Source organism: Neisseria dumasiana (assembly GCF_022870885.1).
In the GTDB taxonomy this organism is placed as follows: Bacteria; Pseudomonadota; Gammaproteobacteria; order Burkholderiales; family Neisseriaceae; genus Neisseria; species Neisseria dumasiana.
On the sequence record NZ_CP091509.1, the window covers coordinates 541,689 to 553,852 of the forward strand.

At 49.7% G+C, this 12,164-nt stretch carries 15 protein-coding genes and 1 tRNA gene; 7 read left to right on the forward strand and 9 right to left on the reverse strand.

The window, feature by feature from the left end; genetic code table 11:
- Positions 1 to 2: 2 nt before the first annotated feature.
- Together queD and queC are read right to left on the reverse strand one after the other, a co-directional pair.
- Positions 3 to 425, reverse strand: coding sequence for a 6-carboxytetrahydropterin synthase QueD (queD, locus tag LVJ88_RS02450; RefSeq protein WP_085418775.1), 423 nt, complete (start codon positions 423 to 425; stop codon positions 3 to 5).
- 277 nt (positions 426 to 702) lie between these two features.
- Positions 703 to 1,353, reverse strand: a complete 651-nt coding sequence (gene queC / locus LVJ88_RS02455) for a 7-cyano-7-deazaguanine synthase QueC (RefSeq protein ID WP_085418776.1) — start codon at positions 1,351 to 1,353, stop codon at positions 703 to 705.
- Between the two features lie 448 nt (positions 1,354 to 1,801).
- Here queC and LVJ88_RS02460 point away from each other — a divergent pair, with 448 nt between their 5' ends.
- Genes LVJ88_RS02460 through LVJ88_RS02470 form a run of 3 tightly spaced genes read left to right on the forward strand, consistent with a single transcriptional unit; the run spans position 1,802 to position 3,760 of the window.
- Positions 1,802 to 2,134: a hypothetical protein gene (locus tag LVJ88_RS02460; protein WP_085418777.1), complete on the forward strand. Its 333-nt coding sequence runs from the start codon at positions 1,802 to 1,804 to the stop codon at positions 2,132 to 2,134.
- Positions 2,100 to 3,545, forward strand: a complete 1,446-nt coding sequence (locus tag LVJ88_RS02465) for a YadA-like family protein (RefSeq protein ID WP_143773678.1) — start codon at positions 2,100 to 2,102, stop codon at positions 3,543 to 3,545. The genes LVJ88_RS02460 and LVJ88_RS02465 overlap by 35 nt, the downstream gene beginning before the upstream one ends.
- A gap of 20 nt (positions 3,546 to 3,565) precedes the next feature.
- Complete coding sequence (locus tag LVJ88_RS02470; RefSeq protein ID WP_085418779.1) at positions 3,566 to 3,760, forward strand: hypothetical protein; 195 nt, start codon at positions 3,566 to 3,568, stop codon at positions 3,758 to 3,760.
- Between the two features lie 27 nt (positions 3,761 to 3,787).
- Here LVJ88_RS02470 and fabD read toward each other — a convergent pair whose 3' ends face one another.
- The 6 genes from fabD to LVJ88_RS02500 form a co-directional block, all read right to left on the reverse strand.
- On the reverse strand, positions 3,788 to 4,717 hold the full coding sequence (gene fabD / locus LVJ88_RS02475; protein WP_085418780.1) for an ACP S-malonyltransferase: 930 nt from the start codon (positions 4,715 to 4,717) through the stop codon (positions 3,788 to 3,790).
- Positions 4,718 to 4,733: 16 nt separating this feature from the next.
- Positions 4,734 to 5,960: a DUF1294 domain-containing protein gene (locus tag LVJ88_RS02480; RefSeq protein ID WP_085418781.1), complete on the reverse strand. Its 1,227-nt coding sequence runs from the start codon at positions 5,958 to 5,960 to the stop codon at positions 4,734 to 4,736.
- Positions 5,961 to 6,130: 170 nt separating this feature from the next.
- The gene (locus LVJ88_RS02485; RefSeq protein ID WP_085418782.1) at positions 6,131 to 7,096 is read right to left on the reverse strand and encodes a beta-ketoacyl-ACP synthase III; all 966 of its coding nucleotides are present in this window, start codon (positions 7,094 to 7,096) and stop codon (positions 6,131 to 6,133) included.
- 386 nt (positions 7,097 to 7,482) lie between these two features.
- Positions 7,483 to 7,559: transfer RNA gene (locus LVJ88_RS02490), tRNA-Pro, on the reverse strand.
- A gap of 56 nt (positions 7,560 to 7,615) precedes the next feature.
- Entirely contained in the window at positions 7,616 to 8,326 is a 711-nt protein-coding gene (locus LVJ88_RS02495; protein WP_085418783.1) for an SAM-dependent methyltransferase, read from the reverse strand.
- A 121-nt stretch (positions 8,327 to 8,447) separates the two neighbouring features.
- A complete protein-coding gene (locus LVJ88_RS02500; RefSeq protein WP_085418784.1) occupies positions 8,448 to 9,038 on the reverse strand; it encodes a Maf family protein in 591 nt (196 codons plus the stop codon).
- 54 nt (positions 9,039 to 9,092) lie between these two features.
- Between LVJ88_RS02500 and LVJ88_RS02505 the strand changes: the two genes are divergently transcribed.
- From LVJ88_RS02505 to LVJ88_RS02515, 3 genes are all read left to right on the forward strand, one after another.
- Entirely contained in the window at positions 9,093 to 9,596 is a 504-nt protein-coding gene (locus LVJ88_RS02505) for a YceD family protein (protein ID WP_085355781.1), read from the forward strand.
- Between the two features lie 35 nt (positions 9,597 to 9,631).
- Positions 9,632 to 9,811 (forward strand): 50S ribosomal protein L32, encoded by a 180-nt coding sequence (rpmF, locus tag LVJ88_RS02510; protein WP_004283533.1) that lies wholly within the window; start codon positions 9,632 to 9,634, stop codon positions 9,809 to 9,811.
- Between the two features lie 153 nt (positions 9,812 to 9,964).
- Complete coding sequence (locus LVJ88_RS02515; protein ID WP_054600222.1) at positions 9,965 to 10,495, forward strand: phosphoribosyltransferase; 531 nt, start codon at positions 9,965 to 9,967, stop codon at positions 10,493 to 10,495.
- 48 nt (positions 10,496 to 10,543) lie between these two features.
- On the opposite strand, the gene LVJ88_RS02520 is transcribed toward LVJ88_RS02515, so the two are convergent.
- Positions 10,544 to 10,756 carry a hypothetical protein gene (locus LVJ88_RS02520; RefSeq protein ID WP_085355782.1) on the reverse strand — a complete coding sequence of 71 codons (213 nt, stop codon included), beginning with the start codon at positions 10,754 to 10,756 and terminating at the stop codon, positions 10,544 to 10,546.
- Positions 10,757 to 11,085: 329 nt separating this feature from the next.
- Between LVJ88_RS02520 and plsX the strand changes: the two genes are divergently transcribed.
- Positions 11,086 to 12,150 carry a phosphate acyltransferase PlsX gene (gene plsX / locus LVJ88_RS02525; RefSeq protein WP_085358408.1) on the forward strand — a complete coding sequence of 355 codons (1,065 nt, stop codon included), beginning with the start codon at positions 11,086 to 11,088 and terminating at the stop codon, positions 12,148 to 12,150.
- Positions 12,151 to 12,164: the final 14 nt, after the last annotated feature.

Below are 12,164 nucleotides of genomic sequence, written 5' to 3' on the forward strand. Positions count from 1 at the left end.
CTTTATTCCCCTTCGTATTCCGCGCAAGACGTAGGTGTTTCCCACAGGCGGATCAGGCTCACGGGCAGGCCGGCGTTTTTCAGACGGCCGAACATTTCCACCGTCATGTTTTCGGCGGTGGTGCGGAAACCGAACCGCAGGGTTTTCATGTTCCAGCTTTCGAGCAGGGCGGCGATTTGGCTTTCGCGCGGGTTGTTGCCGTTATAGATAAAGGCGTGGTCGAACGGCTCGATAATGGTGCGTTTGACGATGGTTTTAAGGTCGGAAAAGTCCATCACCATGCCGTCTTTCGCGCCGCCTTGAATGAGGCCGTCTGAAACCGTGACTTCGAGCTTATAGGTGTGGCCGTGCAGGTTTTGGCATTTGCCGTCGTGTCCGTCGAGCATGTGCGACGAATCGAATGTGAAGATTTTGGTGATTTTCATGGTGGGTTTGGTTTGGAGTTCGGGCCGTCTGAAACGGGTTTGGCAGGTTTTGCTATAGTGGGTCAACTTACAAATAGTACGTTCGTCATACTCGGGCTTGACCCGAGTATCTCTTAAAGTTAGCGGAACTCAAGATACTCGGGTCAAGCCCGAGTATGACGGTAATGCTACTAAAATTAAGTTTTTTAACTATAAAACCCGTTTCAGACGGCTTTTTTTGTTTTGGAAAGCTGGGGCGTGTTTTCACAAGCCTTCTGAAGACAAGCCTTTAAGACGGTCAACGTGAAGCGAGATATTCTGCCAGCCCGCGTTCGCGCAGCACGCAGCTTGGGCATTCGCCGCAGCCGCCTTCCACGCCGTGATAGCAGGTGTGGGTGTGTTCGCGGATGTAGTCGAGGCAGCCCAAACGGTCGGCCAACGCCCACGTTTGTGCTTTGGTGAGATACATCAGCGGCGTGTGGATTTGAAAGGCGTAGTCCATTGCCAGATTGAGGGTAACATTCATCGATTTCACGAATATGTCGCGGCAGTCGGGATAGCCCGAAAAGTCGGTTTCGCATACGCCCACGATAATGTGCTTGATGTTTTGGCTTTTGGCGTAAATGGCGGCGTAGAGCAGAAACAGCGCATTGCGGCCGTCGACAAAGGTATTCGGCACGCCGTTTGAGGCCGTCTGAATTTCGGCGGTGTCGTCCATCAAGGCGTTATGGGTGATTTGCTGCATCAGGCTTAAATCAAGCACGGTTTGCGCGATGCCTAAATCTTCGGCAATCCAACGGGCGCGTTCCAGCTCGATGGCGTGGCGTTGCCCGTATTGAAACGTGATGGCCTGCACATTTTCGCGGCCGTAGGTTTGGACCGCCTGAATCAGGCAGGTAGTGGAATCTTGGCCGCCTGAAAAGACGACCAGTGCTTTTTCGTTGTGCATTTGGGTTCCTAGTTTTGGTATCGCGGGAGGATTTCGAACCGCGTGGAAACAAACGCGCGATTATACAGCAAAAGCTCCGAGGCCGTCTGAACACAGGCTTGCCGGATTATCTCTCCGGTGTGTAAAGCTCGCAGCAACGGGCTTAACTATAAGGTTCAGACGGCCTCAATAAGAAGGAAGTAAAACCGCTTATATGCTTTTTGGTTTTCGATGTAAGAATGTTTTTGAATTAAATCTTCTTTAAAAACATAAATATAAAAATTTTTTTGTGTATTTTTTCCAATGGGTTGTAAGTTTTCATTTATTGTTCCGTCATTTTATCTGCAAGGCGGGCGGATGTGTCCGGCAAGTGTTGAAGGCTGAACAATGCCCTACAGTTTACTGCCGTGCCCTTATATCCGGCTGCCGTTACCGGTTGTCTACTCAAACAAAACTAAAGGAATATAAAATGAAAAAACAATCATTCAATACTTTACTTTCATTGACTGCGGCAGCAGTGTTGACTGTTTTTGCCGGGCAGGCACATGCTGAAAACAGTACAGATTTGGCAGAAACGGTGAAGCAAAATAGAAAATTAATCCATGATAATGACCAACGGATTTCGGAGGTGCGTGCAAAATTTGGCTTGCACCAAGAGCTTATTGATAGTCATGCCAATCTCATAACGGCAGGCCAGCAAAATCGTCAAGAGTTGGCTAGGAAGAATACTCAACAGGACGAGCAAATCAAAAAAAAATACAGATGCTGTGGCGGCTCAATCAACCAAAGTCAACAAGATTGAAGGTGATTATGCCAATTTAGCTTCAAAAGTAGGATTAAACCTCGGCTATATTAAAAACCTTGAGAAACAACATAAAGAACAGGAAACAAACATCAATGGTATTAAGGCAGATTTACAAAAAGTAAAAACGAATGATGCAAAGGTCAACCAACTCGCAGCAGAGACTAAAAAAGCACGCGAAGAGTTTGCAATACTGAAAAATGAGGCGCAACAAGTTAAAGAAGCTACTATTAAACTTAGAGATACAACAGTTCCCGCAAACACAACAGCTATTGCAGCCAATAAGTCAGAGATTGCAACTATCAAAGCCGATTTGGGCAAAGCTAAAGAGACCATTAAAGCGAATGAAGAAGCGTTAAAAGAGCAAGTTAAAGGTCTTGTTGAAAACGAAGTTAAAGTGAATGTGCTTACCGGCGAAGTAGACAAACAAGGCAAAACAATTAAGAAACATGAAGAGCAGCTGACAGCTTTGAATAAGTTGACTCAGGATAATCAAGTGGGAGTCCAACAACTGCGAGCAGGCGCGGATGCTCAGGCTAAACAAATCCAAGAGAATAAAGATGCTATTGCACGTATTTCTCTCGGTAAAGGTGTAGATCCTCAAAAAGTGGAACAAATCGACAAGAATGCTGCAAAAATCAAGAGCAATGCCGAAGAAATCAAACGCAATACAAACAGAATAACCGAAGTGAGCAATGCGGTGGATGCGAACAGAGCCCGAATCGCCGCCAACGAAGCAGGTATTGCCACCAATAAGAAAGACATTGCCGCAAACAAAGCCGATATTGCCACCAACAAGGCGGGCATTGCCGCCAACAAAGCCGATATCGCCACCAATAAAGCAGGCATTGCTGCCAACAAAGCCGATATCGCCACCAACAAAGCGGGCATTGCTGCAAACAAAGCCGACATTGCCACCAACAAAGCAGGCATTGCCGCAAACAAAGCCGATATTGCCACCAACAAAGCAGGCATTGCAGCAAACAAAACCGATATCGCTGCCAACAAAGCCGGTATCGCAGAGAACAAATCAAGAATTTCTGCCAACGTAGAAGCGATTAACCGCTTGAACCAAAGCAGAGCATTGGATCAAAAGCGTTTGGACGGCGTTCAAGCTCAAGCAGCACAAAACAGCAAGAAAATCCAACAGTTAGACAGAAAAGTCAAAGATTTGGATAAAGAAGTGCGCCGTGGCTTTGCCACACAAGCAGCATTAGGCGGTTTGTTCCAACCCTACAACGTAGGCAAATTGAACGTATCTGCGGCAGTAGGCGGCTACCGTTCTGAAACTGCTGTTGCCGTAGGCACGGGCTACCGTTTCAACGAACACTTCGCTACCAAAGCGGGCGTATCGTTCAACCCGAAAGGTGGTCACACTGCTTATAATGTGGGCGTGAACTTCGAGTGGTAATCTCTTTGAAAACGGTATAAATGGCCAAAGAAGCCGCCAACGGCAACACGAGCGGCTTCTGCAAACACTACGGGGGAACAGCCGGAGCGGGTAAAACCGTTCCGGCTGTTTTTCATTTGATTGGTTATATCGGTAAAAGGCCGTCTGAAAAAAGTTTTTTCAGACGGCCTGAATTTAAACTGCATCGCCATTCGGCAATGCTGCCAAAGGTTTGAGGTATGGCTATTTAGAGAAAAAACGGTTTAACGCTGTGATTCGATAAAGGCTTCCACTTGGGCGGCATCGGTTAATGCGCTGCATACCGCTTCTTTATTAATGCGTTTGGCCAGCCCTGCCAACACTTTGCCGGGGCCGCATTCGGCGGATTGGGTAATGCCTTCCGCTACCAATGTGTTAACGGTTTCTGTCCAGCGCACGGGGCTGTAAAGCTGGCGCACCAAAGCGTCTTTGATTTTGTCGGGATCGTCATAAGAGGCAACATCGGCATTGTGAATCACGCGTATTTGCGGTGGTTTGATGTCGATGTTTTTCAGGGCTTCGGCCAATTTTTCGGCGGCGGGTTTCATCAGGCTGCAATGCGAAGGCACGGATACCGGCAGGGGCAGGGCACGCTTTGCGCCTTTTTCTTTGGCCAAATTCATAGCGCGTTCGACTGCGGCGGCAGAGCCGGCAATCACCACTTGACCGGGCGAGTTGAAGTTTACGGCTTCAACTACCTCGCCTTGTGCGGCTTCAGAGCACACTTGGCGCACAACTTCATCGTCCAGACCCAAAATGGCGGCCATTGCGCCTTCGCCTTGCGGCACGGCACTTTGCATCAATTCTGCCCGCAAGCGCACCAGTTTGACGGCATCGGCAAAATCCAATGCACCTGCGGCTACCAAAGCGGTGTATTCACCCAAACTGTGGCCGGCTACCGCATCGGGTGTTTTGCCGCCGGCTTCGAGATAAGCGCGGTAAGTGGCTATGCCTGCGGCAAGCATAAGCGGTTGGGTATTAACGGTTTCGTTGATGGCGGCGACATCTTCGCCGTTCATCATGGCCCACAAATCTTGGCCGAGGGCGGTAGAGGCTTCATCAAAGGTGGCTTTTACTGCGGCTGTGCCTTCAAAGCCGTTCATCATGCCGAGGCTTTGCGAGCCTTGGCCGGGAAAGAAAAATGCAAAAGACATGATATTCCTTTTAGCGTTAACTTTTTAAGAATAAGGCAACGGGATTGTCGCAGTAATGTATCAGCAGGCCGTAGGTTATGGCAATATTTATGGCTACGGTAATCCAGAAAATGCGGATAAAAGAGGCTTTGCCGGTTTTGTGGTTGTATGCGCCGCGTGCAAACAAGGCTCCAGGCCAACCGCCGAGCAGGCCGATTTGGTGCAGTTTTTTTTCAGGCACGCGCCCGAGATAACCTTGTTTTTTATGTGATTGGGTTACTGCGGTTTGTTTGTCGCTGCGGTAAAGCCAAAAGGCTGCTGCGCTGGTCAGGCAGTAAAAAGCCGCCACGATGGGTGAAAAATAGGCCACTCCGAAAAGGTAGAGGCTGCCGAACAGGCCGTAACACAACAGTTTGCGCATATTGAGGTTGAATTCGTGGTAATCGTAGGGGCGTTCGGAAAACAGCGAGGCTTCGTGTCCGCTCAATACCACCCGCATTGCCCGCTGCGGTTCGCTGCCTACCGGCCGGTTGCAGTAAAAACTGACTTTTTGGTCGGTGCGGGGGCGTTGCGACATATAGTGGAATGCGGAAATATGAAAGAAAACATTTTGCCGGTTTTCGGTGGCGATAAAGCCGTAACCTTTTTCATCGTTCCAGCGCGCGATTGTGCCGCCCAGCACCCGGTTTGCGGGCAGGGCTGCCGGCAGCTCGGTGTTTTGCGCTTCGAGTGTGGTATTTTTGACCCAACGAGGCGGCGGGAGCGGCGGTGCCGGAATATCTTCCGGAATCGGTATGTCAGGCAGGGGTGCCGGCATTTTTTCGATGATATCGACTTCTACCAGCAGCCATTGGCCGTTGCTGTGTTTGACCAGACGGCCTTCGAGTGTTTCGCCGTTTTCGGGGATGCGGGTTTGATCGTTGAGAAACTGCCCCAAAACGAAAATGGGCGAGTTGCGTTGCACATGGTGTATGCCGTAGCCGCCGTTTTGCTGGTAATTCCAATCGCTCAGGGTAATTTCTATCCGTTCGTTTTCCGCTAGGGGCGGCAGCAGGGTGGCGTTTTCTGCGCATAAACGGTTTCTGCCGTCTTCGTGCAGGCTGAAACTGATGCGGTCGCCGCTTTGAGGGCAGCGGTAATTCGGGGTTAGCGAATAGGCTTCAAGCAAGATGCGTTGTGTGCCGTGGTCGTCGGATAATACCGAGCCGCGTTGAAGATCGGTAAACCAGTGGGTTACCGTGCCGTAATGTATTTGTTTGTCCATTTTTTATTCTGTGTGAGTAAGGAGCTTCCCCTGCTCCTGATTAAAGGCCGTCTGAAAAATTATTTTTTTGTAGCCGGTTGGTGCCGAAGCCGATTATATAAGCTGCTGTTTGCGCTTGTGTGTTTGTTTGGATTCGGTTGCCGAAATTCAGACGGCCCGTATTTAGGCGATTAGTATTTCAATAATACTGCTCCCCATGCGAATCCGCCGCCGATACCTTCCAGCAGCAGGTGTTGCCCGCGACGGATTTGCCCGTTGCGGATGCCGTGATCCAAAGCCAAAGGAATGGATGCGGCGGAAGTGTTGCCGTGCTCTTGCACGGTTAGGATCACTTTGTCCATGCTCAGCCCTAAATGCTTGGCCGTGCTGTCGATGATGCGCTTGTTGGCTTGGTGCGGCACGAGCCAGTCGATTTGTTGCGGGGTGTAGCCTGCTTCTTTGATAACATCGTCTGCCACTTTGGCCAGCATTTTAACGGCGAATTTGAATACGCCGGGGCCGTCCATTGTCAGAAACGGCGTGCCGCATACTTGGCCGTTCATCACTTGGCCGGGCGTTTTGAGCAAATCGATATAGTTACCGTCGGCTTGCAGCTTGCTGTGGATGATGCCCGGTTCGTCCGATGCGCCGAGTACGACTGCGCCGGCACCGTCGCCGAACAGCACGCAAGTGGTTCGGTCTTCCCAGTTCATGATGCGGCTGAATGTTTCGGCACCGATAACCAACACTTTTTCAGCCATGCCGCTTTTGATGTAGGCATTGGCGGAGGTTAAGGCATACATAAAGCCCGCGCACACGGCTTGAACGTCGAAAGCGGGGCAGCCGGTTGAGCCGATGCCGAGCTTTTGTTGGACGATGGTGGCGGTGGAAGGAAAAATCATATCGGGTGTTGAGGTTGCCACGATAATCAAATCAATTTCGTCGGCGGCAACACCCGCATCTTGCAGTGCACGGCGTGCGGCGGCAACGGCCAAATCGCTGGTTTTTTCGTGTTCGTCGGCGATATGGCGGAATTTGATACCGGTGCGGGTGGTAATCCACTCGTCGGATGTATCTACTTTTTTGGCTAAATCATCATTGCTTACGCGGTTGGCGGGCAGGTAGCTGCCTGTTCCGAGAATTTTGGCATACTGCATGGTATCGCCTTTGTGATGGTTTTTGAATAAAGAGTATTGTAAGGGAATACGCCTGATTTTCCTAACACTATAACGATGAAAACCAATCTTTTCGGCTATGTGGTTTGGCGGCGGCAGAAGGCGGCGGGTTGCTTAAATTGCTGAAACGGTAGCGGAATCGGCTTTTGTTGCAAGTGAATGCTTGAATGTTAACCTTGCGTATGGATTATTCATTTTCACAACGGTTGTTATGTGTTTTTCAGACGGCCGCAGATGTGTGCAAATTTGCTGCCTGCTTACGGTGCATTGAAAACTGATTCACCGTTTGGCTGCGTCTTGGATAAATAAAAGCTTGACTACAAAGTAAAACAGGCGGCTTTGAATATTCAAAGCCGCCTGAAAAATGGTGGTCGGAATGAGAGGATTCGAACCTCCGACCCCTTCGTCCCGAACGAAGTGCGCTACCGGGCTGCGCTACATTCCGAATAAGCGGCAGATTATAGGCAAAGAATGTGTGCTTGGCAAGCAAACAAGCAAAAGTTATGCCGCGTGCAAGATGAAAATGGTCGGGCGCTTTTTCAAATCGGGCAGGGCGGGGAGTTTTCTCCAATCGGCAACAGGTTTGCTGATGATGCTTTGTGTGGGTAAGGTTAAGTCGCTGGCCGTGCACAAACGCGTTGCGGGAGCAAGTGTGGCAACAGCGTCTTCCAGCATTGCCGTATTGCGGTAGGGTGTTTCGATGAATATTTGGGTTTCTTTGTGCTTGCGGGAATGTTGTTCCAGTGTTTTCAATGATTGGATGCGCGCGGTTTTTTCAGACGGCAGATAACCCTTAAAAGCGAAGCTCTGGCCGTTTGCTCCCGAAGCCATCAGGGCAAGCAGCAGGCTGGAAGGGCCGACAAGCGGGCGGACTTCAAACCCGTGGGCGTGGGCAAGGGCAACAAGGTCGGCACCGGGGTCGGCTATGGCAGGGCAGCCCGCTTCGCTGACTATGCCCATACTGCGGCCTTCATGCAAAGGTTTGAGTAGCTCGGGGAGTGTTGCCGGCGGGGTGTGCTCGTTGAGTGCCTGCAAATTAAGCTCGCGAATCGGCGTGCTGACGCCCAAATGCTTGAGATGGGTGCGGGCGGTTTTTTCGGCTTCCACAACGAAATCCGTCAGGCCGGTAATTTGAGCCTGTTCATGCGGCAGAAGGCAAGGTGTGTCGGGTGTGCCCAGCGGTGTGGGAATCAGATAAAGAATAGGTTGCATAACGATGTCGTGCAAAATGGTTTGTATGTTAAAAATACGGGTGGTTTGGGCAGGCCGTCTGAAACATTAATAACACTTACAAAACAATTTTCAGACGGCCTCATAGAAATAATCGCGTGCTTTAAAGCACGTTGAAACCTTCTGCCGCCAAAAAATCAATCAGCTTGAAGACAGGTAAGCCGATTAAGGCGTTCGGGTCTGTGCTGTCGACGCGTTCCAACAAGGCCGCGCCCACCCCTTCGCTTTTGGCAGCGCCGGCGCAAAACACAGCATCCGGTTCGCGTTCGAGGTAGCGGCTGATTTGCGCGGATGTGAGCTTACGCATAGCGACCACGGTTTTGTCGACATGTGTTTGCAGGTTGCCCGAAAATGTGTTCAGCAAACAAACCGCGCTATAAAATTCAATGTTTTTGCCGCTTAAAGATGCCAGCATATGTTGTGCGTTTGCTACGTTCATCGGTTTGCCCAACTGAGTGCCGTTACACCATGCCACTTGGTCTGCGCCGATGATCAAGGCTTCGGGAAATCGGGCGGCAAGCGAATGCGCTTTGCCCACGGCCAAACGCAATGCGGTCTCTTCGGCCGTTTCGTTTTGCGAAGGCGTTTCATCGTAATCGGGCGGGGCCGTCTGAAAATCAATGCCCAAGCGTTGAAGTTGGGCTTGGCGGAATGCCGAGCTTGAGCCTAAAATAAGCGGCAAACGAGTATTCATAGCTGCAATAAAATCGTTGACGTTAAACCTTTTAAATTATATCATATCCCGTTTATGTCAGACCTTAATTTGATTGACCCCGCAGCTTTCGCCGCAGAAAAGCAGAGTTTGCAAGGCAGATTTTTGCTTAGCCAGTTGGACGAACGCGTTTGGTCGCACGAATATTTTGCCGACAAACAGTCTGAGGTTTCGTTTACGCTGCAAGGCGGGCAAGACCGCTTGCAGCGTTTGTTTCTCGATTTGAGCGTAACCGGAAACCTTCCTTTGGTTTGCCAACGCTGCATCAAACCGATGGCATTCGAGCTGAAAGAAAACAGCCGCATCGTTTTGTTTGATGATGAAGCCGTTTTGGACGAAGCCATGCTTTCCGATGAAGAGTTGGAAGGAATGGTGGCAGAAAGCGAAATGGACGTGCGCGTTTTGGTGGAAGACCAAATCCTGATGGCACTGCCGTTTTCGCCCCGTCACGAATCGTGCGGCAATACCGCTCTTGAAGAGGTTAATCAGGACAAACCCAATCCGTTTGCCGTTTTGGCAGGGCTGAAAAGCAGCCGCTAACCGGTTTTAGTTTTATATATTTTTAGGAGCTTGAAATGGCCGTTCAACAAAATAAAAAATCTCCCTCAAAACGCGGTATGCACCGTTCGCATGATGCGTTGACTGCACCTGCCCTGTCTGTAGACAGTGCCACCGGTGAAGTGCACCGCCCGCACCACATTTCTCCCAACGGTATGTACCGTGGCCGTAAAGTGGTAAAAGCCAAAGGCGAATAATTTTTCCGCCTCTGCTGATGAAGAGAAAGCCAGAAAATTGCCCGTAAACTGCAATTGCTGGCTTTTTTGCGTTAACTGCCGCAAGTTGGGCAGCAAAGGCCGTTTGAACGGCTTTTAAAGCCTGATTTGCCGGGCTTGGTGGTGTTTTGAATGATGAAAAAGAAAATCTGGTATACATACGATGATGTCCACCGCGTCATCAAACAACTGGCCGACAAAGTTAAAGCATCGGGTGTTCGATATGATGCAATGATTGCTATCGGCGGCGGCGGGTTTATTCCTGCAAGAATCTTGCGCTGTTTTTTGAATATTCCCATTTATGCCGTTACCACCGCTTATTACGATGGCGAGCATACGGGCCAAGTAACCGACGGTGTTAAAAAAATCCAATGGCTGGATCCTTTGCCCGAAACCTTAAAAGGCAAAAACGTATTGGTGGTGGATGAAGTGGACGACAGCCGGGTTACTTTGGAATTCTGTCTCAACGAGTTGGCCAAAGAAAATTTCGGCACAATCGGCATTGCCGTTCTGCATGAGAAAATCAAAGAAAAGAAAGGCCGGTTGCCGCAGGGTATGCCTTATTTCAGCGGTATCACCGTGCAAGATTGGTGGATTAATTATCCTTGGGATGCCGAAGATATCGACGAACATAACCGTTTGGCCGATCAGTCGACCATTGATTAAGTTTAGATAAAAAGTCCGGCGTTGTTATATAGTCAGGTCAACACATTTTTAATATAAGGCATCAAGCCGCAGCAAAGCCTGAGTTAATCGACTATCGGGCGGTTTGTAACAGGCCGCTTGTTCGCCGGAGCCGATGAATAACAAAATATCGCTGCTCAAAATAAAATAGATTGGTTTCAGGATAGCGTTGAATAATTCAGGCTGGGCCGGATAGTGTTTTTTCAGACGGCCTAGCCGGATTATGAGGCCGTCTGAAAACATTGCAGGGGTTGCCGTGCGCACGCAGGAATATCTGATCAAATACCTGCCGTTGCCGGTATTTTGAGCGTGTTATCGTGAGTATGCTGGCGGTTGTATTAGTCAAGCCACTTATTTTTAATATAAGGCGGCAAGCCGCAGACAGTACAACAGTAGGGAGCAGATTCTGTTGCCGCTTCAGCGGCTTATACAATCGTTCTCTTTGAGATAAGGCGTAGCAACGCCGTAGTAAAAATAAGTGGCTTGACTATATATGCGGTTTTACCGGAAAGCCGATTCAGCTTTACTAGATAAGTTAAACGGTACGCGTTTAGGGAACACGGAGAATATTTATGATTACTTTGGCAGTAGATGCTATGGGCGGAGATGCGGGTTTGGATGTTACCGTGCCCGGTGCCGTAGCTTTTCTTAAGCAGCAGAGTAATGTACATCTGATTATGGTAGGCGATGAGCCTGTTTTGAAATCTGCATTGGCGGCCGCGCAGGCGCCGATGGATAGAATTACCGTCCATCATTCCACTCAGGTTGTGGAAATGGACGAACCGCCGCAGTTGGCATTGAAAAATAAAAAAGATTCTTCTATGCGTGTGGCGATTAACCAAGTTAAAGAAGGGCATGCCCAAGCCGCCGTGTCGGCAGGCAATACGGGCGCATTAATGGCTACGGCGCGTTTTGTGCTGAAAACCATTCCGGGTATTGAGCGTCCGGCGATTGCCAAGTTTCTACCGTCGGCTTCGGAACATGTTACTTTGATGTTGGATTTGGGTGCCAATGTAGACTGTTCGGCCGAGCAGTTGATGCAATTTGCCGTTATCGGCAGCGAGCTTTATCAGGCGCTTTATCCTGAAAAAGGAAACCCTAAGGTGGGCTTGCTGAATGTGGGTACGGAAGAGATTAAAGGTACCGACACGGTTAAGCAGACTTTCAAGCTGCTGAGTGAAAGCAATTTAAACTTTATCGGCAATGTGGAAGGCAATACGGTATTCACCGGCAAAGTGGATGTGATTGTGGCCGACGGTTTTGTCGGAAATATCGTGCTGAAAACCATTGAAGGCGCGGTTAAGTTTATGGGCGGCGCCATCAAACAGGAATTTAAAGCCAACCTGTTTACCAAAGCGGCGGCATTGGTTTCCATGCCTGCTTTGAAAGGGTTTAAAAACAAGTTTGATCCGCGCCGGTTCAACGGGGCGATTTTTCTCGGTTTGCGCGGTGTGGTTGTGAAAAGCCACGGCGGCACGGATTCTGTGGGTTTCGCCTTCGCTCTTGAGGAAGCCTATCACGAAGCACATGCGGCCAGCTTGACTAAAATAGAGCAGGGTGTGGCATCGCAGCTTGCCGTGCTGGCTGAGAAACAGTTGGAAAGCGAACATGCCGCGATGGCGGATAACTTGGGTTGATTACGATGGTTTAT